The sequence below is a fragment of the Chryseobacterium sp. SG20098 genome (assembly GCF_031844745.1).
GTDB classification, from domain to species: Bacteria; Bacteroidota; Bacteroidia; order Flavobacteriales; family Weeksellaceae; genus Chryseobacterium; species Chryseobacterium cucumeris.
Genome location: NZ_CP134622.1, coordinates 1,789,637 through 1,803,631 on the forward strand (window position 1 = coordinate 1,789,637; position 13,995 = coordinate 1,803,631).

The window sequence follows — 13,995 nt, forward strand, 5'->3', positions numbered from 1 at the left end:
CTGTGTGATTGTCAAAATAATAACAGGAATTTTATGAGCAAGCTTCATATTGACAGCATAACCAAGTCTTTTAAAGATAATAATATCCTTCGGGATATTTATTTAGGATGTGAAACCGGGCAGATTATTGGAATTCTGGGCAGAAATGGTGTTGGCAAATCAACATTATTAAAAATTATTTTTGGAACTGTCAGTAGTGATACCCAGTTCATAAGATACAATGACAAAGTTCTGAAAAGCATTTCCGATAGAAAAAACAGAATTGCTTACCTGCCACAGGATATTTTCTTACCGAAGTACAATACCATTAAAACCTTAATTCCTCTTTTTTGCAATAAGAAAAATACAGATCTATTATTGACTTCAGATCTGATCCGTCCTTTTTTGTCGGAAAAACCTAAAAATCTTTCCAGAGGTGAGCAAAGAGTCATTGAAGCTTTAATGATAATTTATTCTGAAGCTGATTTTGTTTTACTGGACGAACCCTTCCATAGCCTTTCTCCAAAAATTTCTGCAGCATTGAAAGCTGCAATCATTGAACAGTCTGCGTATAAGGGATTCATTATTTCTGATCATAATTATCAGGAAGTTCTTGATATTTCACACCAAATATTTCTTCTGCGTGAAGGCTATCTAAAACAAATAGAAGATTTAAAAGAACTGCAGCGGTATAATTATCTTCCGAAAAGCATTTAATTTATATATTTGAGGGATCAAAAAATTTTCATGATGACTTTCATAAATAAAGCATTCTATTTATCCGCTTTCAGTATTTTATCTATTGCTTTTGTAAAAGGGCAGACTAAAGTTCCTTTTGGAGTTGTAAAAGCTGAAGAAGGATATGCCAACGTACGTGTACATAAAGACGATTACCGAAAAATTGTAGACAAGATCCGTATGCGTAAAGGAGATGTATTTGTTTATGTAAAACCTGCTCCCGGAGAAACAGAATGGATCTGGATCAAATATCCGGAGAAACAGGATGACGACAAACCTTTTGTACGGTATGAAACTCTGGATAAAGAAGGAATGGTAAATAAAGGGCGTATTGCTTATGTAGACCAGCTTCCTGCCTACACTCCATCTAAATCTAAAAACGGAAGATCTCTTATTTTTACTGACAATTCTGATCCTAAGATTCCTACTGCCCAAAGAAGCAAAGTGGTGATTGATATTTATCCTTCCAATGCAGGATACCGTAAAAAGGAAAAAGATGCCGAAGGAAAAATTCTTACGATTGATAAAGTAAAACCATGGGGAATTGGAAATGACCTTCCGGAAGGTATGACCGAAATCAAATCCATCAGAGTACAGCAGCCCGGAAGAGGATCTGTTTTTGTAAGAGAAGCCATCAAAAATATGTTCCAGCCTACCATGGATTTTGAAAACGTTGGAGTAACCTCACTTGACAACGATAATATTTTTCTTTATATGATAAACGGTTCAGGGGAAAACAGATACACTACTCTCTGGACGATTAAGAAAGGAAGAGTAATCAGCCAGATTATTTACCATAATCCGGAATAAATTCATTATTTTTGCATTCGAAAAGTTTTTACGCTTATTCATCACAGAAATTGGTTCTGCATCACTGCAGATTAAAAGGGAACCGTGTGAAAATCACGGACTGTCGCGCAACTGTAAGTAACTGAAGTCTTTATCAAAGATCCACTGTGCGAGGCATGGGAAGGAGATAAATGATGTTACAAGTCAGGAGACCTGCCTTTTTCTTAAACATGTAACTTTCGCGATTTGAAGTTGTATTGATCTGATGGATTGTTTCAGGAATTCTATAAGTTCCTGTTATTATTCTGTTGTTTCCAATCATTTCCTATCGCTTTAATTAATAATGATATATGACTACAGAAGAAAGAATTGAAGCATCCGAAACCAGAATCTTTAAAGCGGTTTTCCCTAACACAACCAATCACTATGATACCCTTTTTGGAGGTACAGCGATGCAGCTGATGGATGAGGTAGCTTTTATCACAGCAACCCGTTTTGCCAGAAAAAGAGTGGTAACGGTAAGCAGTGACAAGATCGATTTTAAAAAACCTATTCCTGCCGGAACCATCGTTGAGCTGATCGGGAAAGTTTCATACGTGGGAAAAACCAGTATGAAAGTAAACGTTGAAATTTACACCGAGCAGATGTATTCCTATGAAAGAGAAAAAGCAATTATTGGTGATTTTACTTTTGTAGCGATTGACGAATTCAAGAAACCAATCCAAATACTATAAACAATAAAGTTTCGGGCGGCCTCTGGCCGCCCGAAACTTTTCCATTCAACACAACATAGTATATCTCAACCAAAGAATAATTGGAGTTCATTTGTTTTTATATTTACTTTTAGCATGGCAAAAAAATTATTTTTACATTGCTGTCACTAAAAACTATAGAAGAACCGATATTTCATGAAAAAGATTATTGTAATCATTACCCTTATCCTATCCATTACATTAAGAGCACAAAAAGACGTTAAAATTGAACTTTCAGAAAGTTACGAATTAGGAAATATTATTCTGGCCCTCACTGAATATGGCAGAACAGATCCTTATGACGTACAGAAAATCCCACCGTATTATGATGAAATCATCACGTATTTTGAGCCTGTAAAAGATCATCCTTTACTAAAAAAAGTAAATTATTCAAGAAAAGATTGGAAAAAATTCTTAGGCTTCCGAACTGATTTCTATGCATTTTCTTTTGATGAAAAAGGCTTACTTAAAAGAGATTTTCCTTTCAATTCCTTTGGTCCTAAAGAAGTAGATGAAAATCTGGAGCTCATCAATGATTTTGTAAAGAAATCAAATTACAGAACCTTTTATAAAAATCATCAGTCGTTTTACAATACTTTAATTGCCAATTACAAAGAGTATTATTACATCAATGATACTTATACTTTTTTGGATAAAATAGCAAAAAGACCAGCCAATGAAACAGATAAGAAATACATTATTGCCATATCTCCTTTGGTAGGCGGACAGAATTGCCACAGGGATATCAATAGCTCCTTAACTGTAGACTTTCCAAATATCGGAGAAGATCTTATCCTTGGAAATTTAAAAGGTAATCTCGCAAGAAGGATTCTTGATAATCACACCGTATTTTCAGAAATCGATCATGGGTATGTAAATCCTATTTCAGATCAGTACTCAAAGGAGATAACGGAAAGCTTCAACCTTACGAATTGGGATAAAAAATCAGGATACCCGGGAATAAATTCATTCAATGAATATATGACATGGGCTGTTTACGATTTGTTCATCAACGAAAAATTTCCAGAAGAAAAAACAGACAGTCTTTCAGCGATTTATCATAAAGTGAATATCCGACGCGGTTTTATTGCTCAGAATTTATTCTCGGAGAAGCTTATAGAGCTTTATAAAAAGGAAAAGAATCTGGAAAAATTATATATTCCATTATTAAAGTGGACGAAGAAAACAGGAAACAAAATTTCCCAGCCTTCCGTTGTCAATTCCAATAATAAAGACTTTGAGAAAACTGATCTCAATAATATCGTGGTACAATTCACAGAGCCTATGAAAAAAACAAAGACTCTTCAGCTCAAATTATATGAATACATTGATGGAAAAGAAACCCGCAATACCATCATTATCGTTAAAAATCCGGTCTGGTCTAAAGACGGGAAAGAAGTGAAATTCAGCCTGGATACTTCTTATAAAAATTTTGTACTGGGATTTTATGTACATAACAGTATGGCTGGATTTTATTCAAAGAAGGGAATTTTATTAAATCCCGACAATTACTTATTACTAGCCTCTTAAAACATTTCAGATGATCTATAAGAAGACCCTGCCCAATAAGCGGGCAGGGTCTTCTTTTTTCAATTATTTCAGTACTTTTTCTGTTTCCAGACTTCTGTTCAGCAAAAGCTCAAAAGCCTCTCCCATTTCATCAGATGCTCTGCTGATTGCATTTTCAAGCATATTTCGAATTTGTCTTTCTGTCACTCCAGCTTCAGTCCAGCTTTTTCCGGAAGTATGAGAATTTAAGATAAACGGCATGATTCTGTCAATTCCACATGCAAAGATAGCATCCGGAGTTTTCTCATCTTCAAACTCAAGCCATAAATTAAAGAATTCTGTACGTAAAGGTTCATCCAGAATTCCAAAGATTTTCTGAGCAGAAGCTTTCTCTCTTTCGAACTTTCCTACCATTGCCTTTTCATCAAAAATAAAAGTGTCTCCCGCTTCAATCTCTACAAGATCATGAATGGAAAGCATTCTTATCACTCTTAACAAATCAATATCTGCACGGTTTTTAGCATACGGATAAAGGATCTGAGCCAGAATAATAATCTGCCATGAGTGTTCCGCTGTATTCTCTCTCCGGGAATCGTCTGCATTATAATTTCTTCGCTGTACATTTTTAAGTGCATCTACTGCCAGAATAAAATCGATCTCTTTCTGAATTTTCATCTTACTTCTTATTTCTGTTATATTGATCAGACGGATATACCTTTGTTTTGGTAATCCATTTATTATTTATCTTTTCTTTAGTGGTCACTTTTACACTACCTTCAATGCTCATATCCTCTTCTTTTTCAAAGACTTTATCAAGTCCTTTATTCGGAATTACAACATATTCTGATGTAAAAATATCACAGCAGCCGGACTTTCCGTAAGAAATTAGACGTTTACGCTTGGCATCAATATCAAAAATATCCAGACCGTTTGAACCCAGCTCTGTAAGTTCATCACTTTTTACAAACCCTAATCTTGTCTTGTTGAAGACATATACATCATAAGATGCCCCGCTATAATTTCCCATATTTCCGTTCCTTATGGCAACATCTTCCGTTCCATCGAAATTAAAGTCATCTATAATTACGGCACGCTGATCTTTTAAAAGGGGGATCAATTTCCCCTGGATCGGTTTTTGACCTTGTTCTGTATACAAAACCAGATCCTCTGAAACAAAAGTCTGTACTTTGCTGTTTTTATGATCAAACAATTCCACCGTTCCCTTTCCTCCGCATCTGTCATCATAACAATTTTCTACATGGATGACAGCATCATAACTTTTTGATACATTTTTAACCTCAAACTGATATTGCCCGAAACATAAGGGACCTAATAAAAGAAATGCCGATAAGTGCCAGTACTTATTCAAAATATTCATGGTAATAGTAAATGATTTAGGTGTTTTTATTGCTAACAAAAATACGAATCATAATAGCGATCTCAAAATCCCGGTCTCATTATCTGTCAGAATTACCCTTTCAATAAAAGTGTATTCATAGATAAGAAGCTGTTTCCCGCTATCCGCTCATACTCCTCGCTCCTGCCTAAAGCCATAGCTGCTGTGGGGTAACCGCTGCTATCGGGGCTATGACATGAGTAATCTGTAATGAGTAATGGGTAATAATTAATAAAAGATCATTTTTTCTATCAATTTTATTTAAAAATTAAAGATTTCTGAGCTATTTTCTGTTAAAATTCATTTTACGCAAAATTCAAGGCAAAATTTATTTAATTGATTTTCAATATTTTAAATAGTTTATTTTAAAAATTTCACTACTTTGTATTGCATAATACCATTTTATTTACATATCTTTGTAATGTAAAATTAGAATAGGCTCAACTAGCTAGGGGCATTTTTCTAAAAATATAACTAATTAACAAAACTTATCAAAGATGAATACCGAAAATACCAAAGCGCAAATGCGAAAAGGAATTCTGGAATTCTGTATTCTAAGTCTCATCAATAAACGTGAAATGTATGTTTCTGATCTTATTGACGAACTGAAAAAAGGAAAACTGGATGTAGTGGAAGGGACCCTCTACCCTCTTCTTACAAGACTTAAAAACGGAGAGTTTCTCTCTTACAGATGGGAAGAATCTACTGGAGGACCACCCAGAAAATATTATCAGATCACAGAAAAAGGAAAACTTTTCCTGGATGAACTACTCAATACATGGAATGAACTGACAGCCTCAGTAAACCAAATCACCCAACAAAATTAAAAAAAAAAGCTATGAACAAGACACTCTCAATAGGACTCGCAGGTTTTTCTTTTACCATAGAAGAACACGCATATATAAAGCTCAGCGATTACCTGAATGCACTGAGAAGCTCTCTGGATGCTTCTGAGGCTGATGAAGTAATGCATGACATAGAAATAAGAATGGTGGAGATTTTCAAAGATTCTTTAGGAAAACGTGAAGTGATTAACGATACCGATGTAGAAAAGGTAATCGCACAAATCGGAAGCCCTGAAAAAATCGAAGAACAGGAAGAAGCTTATTTTTCTGAAAAAACATCTGCCAGAAAAGAATATTCCGGATCCAATTATACCGATAAAAAACAACTGTTCCGTGATCCGGAAAAACAAAAAGTAGCAGGGGTTTGTGCAGGTTTAGCTCAATATGTAGGAATGGATATTACTACAATGAGAGCAATCTGGCTGGGAATCTTCATACTAGGAATTTTTACAGCAGCCATTTCCTCTTCTTTAATAGGTCTTTTATATGTAATCCTTTGGATCGTACTTCCAAAAGCTGAAACAGCTGCAGATTTCCTGAAAATGCAGGGAAAGCCTATGAACTTCGACAATCTTAAGAATGAGTCTAATAAATTGGTACAATTTGCCAATGAATCTACTCAGAGGGTCGGAGAAATCTACAACGAAAACAAACCTTATATCAACAATGCAAGCAGCGGAGTTTGGAATGTGTTCAAGTATATTGTAGGAGGTTTCTTTGTACTAATGGCTGTAAGCAGCATTATCGGAGTATTTGTATTATTTGCCCTTTTCGCAATGGATACAGACTTCCCTGGAGCTAATGAAATCAGATTCTACATGGACGATCAGGGACTTGATAAAGTACTGGCTGCGATGATGGTGATCGGAAGTTTAATCCCGGCAATCCTTTTCAGCTTATTGAGCATCAAGATCTTCTCTCCGAAAACAAAACTGAGAAATATCGGATGGGTTGTAGGTGGTTTATTCCTTCTTTTGATCGGACTTGGAACTTACTTTGGAATCAGTATGGCTAAAAAAGACATGATCTATAGAGGAAGCAAGGAAGATGTAGAAAATGTTGCCATCAACACTACTTCAGATACAGTGTATGTAGACGTAAAACAGATCAACATTCCTCAGAATTTCAAAGGGTATAACAATGATATTTATTCTGATAAAAGAACAGTGTATGAAGAAGATTATATTTCTGTAGATGTAACCAGAAAACCAGATATTAAAACACCTTATCTGATCATTAAAAAAGAAGGAAAAGGATATAACTTCCCAATCCAGATGACGGTTCCTGTAGAAATTGTAAACAACAAAGTATTACTTCCTAACTACATCAAATATCCGTACGAACACAGATTCAGAGATTACAGCCTTGATTACGAACTTGTGGTTCCGCAAAAAGCAGTTGTTTTATCCATGAATAAAAATCGTATCCACATGGACGGAGATTTAGACGGAGACGGTATCAATGACGAAGACCAGGACAGAGACGAAGACCATAACAATGTCCGAATTGAAAAAAATAAAATAACGGTAAACGGTTCCAGTATCGAATACAACTCTGATGACAAAGACAGCATCATTGTAAACGGTAAAAAAGTTCCTAACAACCAGGCAAAGAAAGTTATTGATTCTGCAGTGTCTACTATCAAAAAATCAAATAAAGATATGGACATCAAAATCAAAGACGGAAAAAACGAAATTTCCATACAAACTAAATAATTAACTTCAGAGAGTGGTAGAAGGTGTGGGTGGATGGCAACCGTTTGAAATTCACACCCTTCTTCTCTCAGAAAAGTAAAAATAAAACCATATTTAGTTTCTTATGTGAAAAAAAAGTTTTAATTTCGTAAAGCTAAAATTTAATAACCAACCAATCAAAAACACAGCCTTATCATGATACAATTTGCAATGGAATTCGTAATGAAAATCGTAGATTTAATTAGCGGTTTGTTTTAAGAGCAATAATATTTCAATATATTTGTAAAGTATAACCAAAGTTTGGTTATACTTTTTTGTTTTTAATCCAAGAAATCTATGAAAAAGCTGTTAGGCAAAGCAATGTTAAAAGTATTAGGTTGGAAAGTCGTTCTTCAGGGCGATGTCAACAATCTGAACAGGTGTATCCTAGTGGTAGCACCACATACCCATAATATGGAGTACATTTTAGGAAATTTCGCCTATTGGTCTTTGGAAAAACCTTTAAAAATTATCATTAAAGATGCACACACCAAAGCATGGTATGGAAGTATTGTAAAAGGACTTGGAGGTATTGGTATCGACAGAAGCCAGAAAAACGATCTTGTAAATTTCGTAGCCAACCAGTTTTCCAAAGAAGATTTCAGTCTTGTGATTACTCCGGAAGGAACCAGAAGCTGGGTACCGAAATGGAGAAAAGGATTCTATCACATGGCTTTGGCAGCTAAAGTTCCTATTGTGCTGGCAGCAGGTGATTTTAAAAGAAAAATTGTTTACCTGGGCTACACTATACCTTATGAAAGAATAGCCTCCGTATCCTTTTCAGAAATCATGCAGGAAATTCAGGACTATTATGTAAAAAATGATATTGTTCCTAAAGTACCGGAAAACTGGAATCCTAATATTATGGGAACTGAGTCAGAAGCTAGAAGCTAGAAGCTAGAAGCTAGAAGCTAGAAGCTAGAAGCTAGAAGCAAAATTAATTACCATTTATCAATTATTAAAATGAAAGGTCAGACAAAAGAAGAAATATTAGCATTCATCAATAACTGGGGAGATGTAACTCTTGCCAAAACACTTGAAATCAAATTCATTGATATTGATCTCGAAAATGAAACCCTTACTGCAACCATGCCTGTTCTGCCAAGAACTCACCAACCTTTTGGAATCATGCACGGAGGAGCAAGCTGTGTTTTAGCTGAAACCTTAGGGTCAAGCCTGTCTAATATTTTTATCGATGGCGAAAAATATTACGGAGTAGGAACCAACATCAATTCTAACCATTTAAGAAGCAAAAAAGATGGTATTGTAACTGCTACAGCACGCTTTATCAGAAAAGGTAAGACCATGCACGTATCAGAAATTGAAATTCGTGATGAAAAAGGAGTTTTAATTAATCATACCACAATGACGAATAATATTATTCACAGGTAATACTTACTGCAACATAAAAAATAAGGAGCTTAAACTAAATTTAAGCTCTTTTTATTTTGACATCTTTTAGACTAGTAATACCTTTGCAAAAAGAAAAGTTACGCTGGGAATTTCCTATATTATTTCCGGCTGTTGGTTTCCAAAATTCCTTCATAGCTCATGATTTATTTCAAACTTCCCTTCGGCGAAAGATTATTGTCTGCAGATGAAAAAAGTAGTAAAAATGCAGTTAACTTTTTTTCTTATAATGGCTTAGATCAGATTAGCTTCAGCGGAGATATTTTTGAAATACCCCCCAATGAAGTTGATCAAAAATTGATTACCAATGAAGTTTTGAATGATGATACCACAAATTATTACGCTGAAACCAAAGAAGAATACTGCCAAACTTTACAGCAAGTAATTAAAGTCATCAAAGAAAACAATTTGCCAAAACTTGTTTATTCAAGAAGGAAAATATTTACAAATTTTCATACAGTCAATTATACAGAGAGTTTTAAAAACTTATGTAAATCATATCCCAATGCTTTCAGATATCTTTTTAATGATGGAAAAAATGCATGGATGGGAGCTTTCTCGGAAGTATTAGGGAAGTTTAATAAAACTACGCACGAATTTGAAACCATGGCCCTTGCCGGAACTCTCCCGGTATCTGAGGAGTGGTCCGAAAAAGAAATTGAAGAACAAAAGCCGGTTACCAATTATATTCAGAATATTCTGGCAAATTATTCTGACAATATAGATCAGTCAGAAACCTATGACCATATTTCCGGTAATATCAAACATTTACGAACAGATTTTAAAACCAGTATACAACCTGAAGATCTTGATAAAATTATTCAGGAGCTGCACCCTACTCCTGCAGTCTGTGGTATTCCAAAAGATTTTTGCAATGAGAATATCCGTAAATATGAAAAATTCCCCCGTGAATTTTATGCAGGTTATATCAAGGTTGAAACGGATGAGAGTATCCTGTATTTTGTCAATCTGCGTTGTGCAAGACTTTATAAAGACTCCGTACATGTTTTTGTAGGAGGCGGAATAACAGCTCAAAGTGATCCGGAAAAAGAATGGAGAGAAACAGAACTAAAGTCTGAGGCGATATTGAAAAACCTGATTGTTTCCTAATATTTTTAGATTTGCCCACAGATTCTACAGAAACCTGTATTATGCTAAGTAAACGCCTTTGAGAACGATTTATAGTCCTTCTGCGGACTTTGCCTTATATAGGTTTAGGCTAAAACCAATTGGTCTCTTTATCCTTTTTCCTGAACAGGCTAAAGCCCGTCCCTATTGAATAGGAAAAGCAGATATGGATATTTATACTAAACCTAATCCCTGATTCATGCTACCTTTTATCTGAAAGCTGCAATCTATAACCCCATTAAAAAACCTCCTTCAAAAAGAAAGAGGCTATATCTATATTGAAATATTCAATTTATTTCTTTAAACCGATTCTACTCCATGTATCCATTACGAAAAGCAGGATAAGACCTATTGCAGCAGCTCCAGCTGAGAATGCAAATCTAACGTTATCTTCATCTCCTAAGATATCTGTCGCCTGCCAGTTAATAGCATAAAGATTAATGGTGATGAATACAATGAACAGTACTAAAAATACTTTATAAAACTTCTTCATGACTCTTAAAAATTAATATAATTCTGCACCAACTGGGCAAAATTTGCGGTGAATAATTTAATTGAAATTGCCAAAAGGATAATTCCGAAAACTTTCTGAAGGATCATCAAAGTAGCATCCCCAATTTTCTTCTCCAGCCATTTCGCTGATTTCAGCACCAAATATACGAAAATTGTATTAAGAATAATTCCGCAGATAATATTAATATCATGAAATTCAGCTCTAAGAGAGAGTGCAGTTGTTAACGTTCCAGCTCCGGCAACCAATGGAAATGCGATGGGTACAATGGATGCAGCCTTTGCCTCAGTGGTTTTATTAATTTCAATTCCTAAAATCATTTCCAGCGCTATGACAAAAATCACAAAAGCTCCGGCAATAGCAAAGGAATTTACATCCACTCCGATAAGCTTAAGAATCTTATTTCCTACGAACAGGAAAACAATCATAATAGCTCCGGCAGTAATGGCTGCCTTTCCAGCTTCAATCTGTCCGAACTTCTGCTGAAGGCTTACGATAATAGGAACTGAGCCAATGATATCGATCACGGCAAAAAGAACCATAAAGCTGGTAACAATCTCTTTAAAAGAAAAACCATCAAAAATTTCCATCTCTTTGTAATTAAAAATTTCGCAAAAATATGAAAATAAACTGATTATTTGCTAATTTGTGAATATAAATTAACAATAGTTTTCAAAAGTTCTTCAAGAGCTTCGGCAGATTTCACAGGATTGTATTTTTCCATCTGAACTTTTTGCTGCAGTTTACTGTATTCTTCTGCAACCGAAGAACCTTTGTGCTTTTCAAGAAAATCCTTAAACTCCGGGATAGACGCCTGAAAATACTGTCCTCTTACTTCTTCATCCAATTCTTCAAGAGTTGCAAAGAACTTTTCATACTCTCCGTTATCTTTAAGATTTTCCAGATATCCGAAATAATCATTGATATCAGTTTTCATCAATTCTCTTATCTCTTTTTCTGTTTCGGCCACTGAACCTAAAGGTTTTGACGGTATAGTTTCCCTAACTAATGTACGTTTTTTTTGCCAATTTTTAAATAACAGATATCCAACAAATAAGCTTATCAGAATAGCTATATTGGTCAAAAGAATATTCCAGTGGAATTTGTTTTTTTCTTTTACTTTGAATGAAGTGGTTTTTAATACGGGAGTATTTACCGTCTCCAGAAGATTATTGGTGTATTCGTTTACTTTTTCTACAGTAGAGCGTGCCTCAAGAATCTGATCGTGAGAAAATGCATTCAGATCCAGTGTTTTCTGTCCAAGATCTACATATTCTTTACTCGCAGGATCAAAGAAAGCGAATTCTTCTGTTTTAATTGAAATGACACCCGATTTTTTAGGAATAATCACATAATTAGCCAGGATCTCTCCTTTCATTCCTGAAGTTCCAGGAGCTACTTTAGAGGTAATTTTCGGGGCAAAAACTTCATAATCCGGAGAGGCGGCAATTTTAGGAAGTTCCATATCCGGTAAATTACCTTCACCTGAAACTTTTACTACCACATTCAGAGGTTTTTTCGCTTCCGGTTTTTCCTTGGAAGCATTATATACGTTGACATTAAAGTTCCCAACAGCATTTTTAAAACATTCAGGAGCTCCTTCAGGAAGCTTTCTTACGTTGATTTTAACTTTATTGGAAACAATTTTTGTTTTATTTGAATAGGTACTTACTGAAGCAGATACTCCGGGAACTTCCACATACCCTGCTTCATTCGGAAAAACCATAAACATAGCCAGAACCTGTGAAGGCATGTTGCCGTATCCTGAAGGATCTATCTCAGACTTATCAAAATTGATAGGATGTACGTTGATATTATCCTGTTTCGGAAGATGAATATTTTTCACCTTTCTCAGATTATCCATATTTCTTGAATACACTCTCAGAACGGCTACCGTAGGCTGATCCTGATAGACATCCCGATCATCAATTTCCATATTCAGATAAACATCATTGGAGGTATTCGCTGCCAATGATCTTCTGTCGACAATATCACGGATATTGACATCAAAAGGTTCGGTTTTATAGATTCTGTTGTTTACGGTAACAAGAACGGAACCGATTTTTATTTTCCCTTTTTTCTTAGGCTCAAGGGCAATTCTGGAAACTTTCTGGGTAATTAAAGTATTGGTAGCAGGATCAATCACGGTATTGGTTACAGATCCACTTCCTATGATATTAAATTTTGAAAGATCCGGAAGCTGAAAACCTGTCTGCTGTACAAGATCACTTCCGTTAAGTTCAAGAACAATGGTCAGATTGATAATATCCTTACCTGCATACTCTGTTTTATCTGCATCCATAGACAGATTTACCTGTCCGTAAGTAATTACGGATGCAAGAGTAAGCAATATGTAAATCAATTTGTGCTGCATCACCAATCTTTCTCGTTGCTTTCAGGCATCGAATAAGAATTTTTGTTTAAAATTCTTCTGGCGGTTTCTTTTTCTTTTTCGTTTATTTTATCTAAGATCGCATTTTCAAGATTTTTGGGCATTCTGCCTTCATTATTTTGATTCTGCTTAGGATTGTCACCCTGGTCACTTTTGCCTTCGTTTTGCGGGCCGTTACCCTGATCCTGTTTTTTGTCTTTGTCGCCTTTCTGATCATCCCCTTTGTTCTGATCATTTCCGCCGCCACCTTTTCCTGAATTATTCTGTTCGTTTTTTTGCTGTTGTTTTTCTTTCTCTTTCAGTTTGGCAATCTCATAATTTTTTCGAGTTACCTCGCTGTGGGGATCCTGCTTCAAAGCTTTCTTATAATATTCAGCAGCTTTTTCAGGCTGATTCATCTGCATGTAAGCATTCCCTAAATTATGAAGAGCAGCCGTTTTATCGGGAAGAGTTTGTGAAAGTTTTTCTGCTTTTTCAAACTCTGCTTTTGCCTCTTCGTATTTTTTACTTTTATACAACGCATTCCCCATATTGTAATGAGCGGTAAAATCTTTATCATTGGATTTTATCGCTTCCATATATTTGGAGGAGGCTCCATCATAATCTTTACCGTCAAATTTCTGATTGCCTTCATATACTAAATTCCTATAGCTTTCCTGCCCAAACATGAAGCCTGAGAATGAAATGGCAACAATAAACGATAAAAATATGATTTTAGTATTCATCACTTGCAAAATTATTCCTTTATATGTTAAGAAACAGAGTTTTATTTGTTAAAATTCGGTTAAAGTACTTGTAGAATTTCTTCTATAA

General features: G+C 35.1%; 15 protein-coding genes and 1 riboswitch. Of the genes, 9 read left to right on the forward strand and 6 right to left on the reverse strand.

Annotated features, from left to right (window positions below; all coding sequences use genetic code 11):
- Positions 1-33: 33 nt before the first annotated feature.
- The 4 genes from RHP76_RS08170 (at position 34) to RHP76_RS08185 (ending at position 3,788) form a co-directional block, all read left to right on the forward strand.
- The gene (locus RHP76_RS08170) at positions 34-696 is read left to right on the forward strand and encodes an ATP-binding cassette domain-containing protein (RefSeq protein WP_311229931.1); all 663 of its coding nucleotides are present in this window, start codon (positions 34-36) and stop codon (positions 694-696) included.
- Positions 697-726: 30 nt separating this feature from the next.
- Entirely contained in the window at positions 727-1,527 is an 801-nt protein-coding gene (locus RHP76_RS08175) for a hypothetical protein (RefSeq protein WP_123279410.1), read from the forward strand.
- Positions 1,528-1,561: 34 nt separating this feature from the next.
- A riboswitch (cobalamin riboswitch) is annotated at positions 1,562-1,742 on the forward strand.
- A gap of 114 nt (positions 1,743-1,856) precedes the next feature.
- On the forward strand, positions 1,857-2,240 hold the full coding sequence (locus RHP76_RS08180) for an acyl-CoA thioesterase (protein ID WP_034699813.1): 384 nt from the start codon (positions 1,857-1,859) through the stop codon (positions 2,238-2,240).
- 174 nt (positions 2,241-2,414) lie between these two features.
- Positions 2,415-3,788 (forward strand): DUF4932 domain-containing protein, encoded by a 1,374-nt coding sequence (locus tag RHP76_RS08185; RefSeq protein ID WP_062674427.1) that lies wholly within the window; start codon positions 2,415-2,417, stop codon positions 3,786-3,788.
- A gap of 63 nt (positions 3,789-3,851) precedes the next feature.
- Here the strand turns inward: RHP76_RS08185 and RHP76_RS08190 are convergent, their stop codons facing one another.
- Both RHP76_RS08190 and RHP76_RS08195 read right to left on the reverse strand, forming a co-directional pair.
- A complete protein-coding gene (locus tag RHP76_RS08190) occupies positions 3,852-4,442 on the reverse strand; it encodes an HD domain-containing protein (RefSeq protein WP_123279408.1) in 591 nt (196 codons plus the stop codon).
- A 1-nt stretch (position 4,443) separates the two neighbouring features.
- The gene (locus RHP76_RS08195) at positions 4,444-5,145 is read right to left on the reverse strand and encodes an XAC2610-related protein (RefSeq protein WP_311229932.1); all 702 of its coding nucleotides are present in this window, start codon (positions 5,143-5,145) and stop codon (positions 4,444-4,446) included.
- Between the two features lie 515 nt (positions 5,146-5,660).
- Between RHP76_RS08195 and RHP76_RS08200 the strand changes: the two genes are divergently transcribed.
- The 5 genes from RHP76_RS08200 to RHP76_RS08220 all read left to right on the forward strand — a co-directional run bounded on the left by RHP76_RS08200 (position 5,661) and on the right by RHP76_RS08220 (position 10,261).
- Positions 5,661-5,990, forward strand: a complete 330-nt coding sequence (locus RHP76_RS08200; protein ID WP_311229933.1) for a PadR family transcriptional regulator — start codon at positions 5,661-5,663, stop codon at positions 5,988-5,990.
- Positions 5,991-6,001: 11 nt separating this feature from the next.
- Positions 6,002-7,723 (forward strand): PspC domain-containing protein, encoded by a 1,722-nt coding sequence (locus RHP76_RS08205; RefSeq protein WP_062674422.1) that lies wholly within the window; start codon positions 6,002-6,004, stop codon positions 7,721-7,723.
- Between the two features lie 315 nt (positions 7,724-8,038).
- The gene (locus RHP76_RS08210) at positions 8,039-8,635 is read left to right on the forward strand and encodes a 1-acyl-sn-glycerol-3-phosphate acyltransferase (protein ID WP_120231932.1); all 597 of its coding nucleotides are present in this window, start codon (positions 8,039-8,041) and stop codon (positions 8,633-8,635) included.
- A gap of 69 nt (positions 8,636-8,704) precedes the next feature.
- A complete protein-coding gene (locus tag RHP76_RS08215) occupies positions 8,705-9,133 on the forward strand; it encodes a PaaI family thioesterase (RefSeq protein ID WP_002977570.1) in 429 nt (142 codons plus the stop codon).
- 159 nt (positions 9,134-9,292) lie between these two features.
- Positions 9,293-10,261 (forward strand): chorismate-binding protein, encoded by a 969-nt coding sequence (locus tag RHP76_RS08220; RefSeq protein WP_311229934.1) that lies wholly within the window; start codon positions 9,293-9,295, stop codon positions 10,259-10,261.
- 310 nt (positions 10,262-10,571) lie between these two features.
- Here the strand turns inward: RHP76_RS08220 and RHP76_RS08225 are convergent, their stop codons facing one another.
- The 4 genes from RHP76_RS08225 to RHP76_RS08240 are packed head-to-tail and all read right to left on the reverse strand — an operon-like array spanning position 10,572 to position 13,907.
- Entirely contained in the window at positions 10,572-10,772 is a 201-nt protein-coding gene (locus tag RHP76_RS08225; protein ID WP_047378522.1) for a hypothetical protein, read from the reverse strand.
- Positions 10,773-10,777: 5 nt separating this feature from the next.
- On the reverse strand, positions 10,778-11,380 hold the full coding sequence (locus tag RHP76_RS08230) for a MarC family protein (protein WP_062674416.1): 603 nt from the start codon (positions 11,378-11,380) through the stop codon (positions 10,778-10,780).
- A 44-nt stretch (positions 11,381-11,424) separates the two neighbouring features.
- The gene (locus tag RHP76_RS08235; RefSeq protein WP_311229935.1) at positions 11,425-13,164 is read right to left on the reverse strand and encodes a BatD family protein; all 1,740 of its coding nucleotides are present in this window, start codon (positions 13,162-13,164) and stop codon (positions 11,425-11,427) included.
- A complete protein-coding gene (locus RHP76_RS08240; protein WP_120231935.1) occupies positions 13,164-13,907 on the reverse strand; it encodes a TPR repeat aerotolerance protein BatC in 744 nt (247 codons plus the stop codon). The genes RHP76_RS08235 and RHP76_RS08240 overlap by 1 nt, the downstream gene beginning before the upstream one ends.
- Positions 13,908-13,995: the final 88 nt, after the last annotated feature.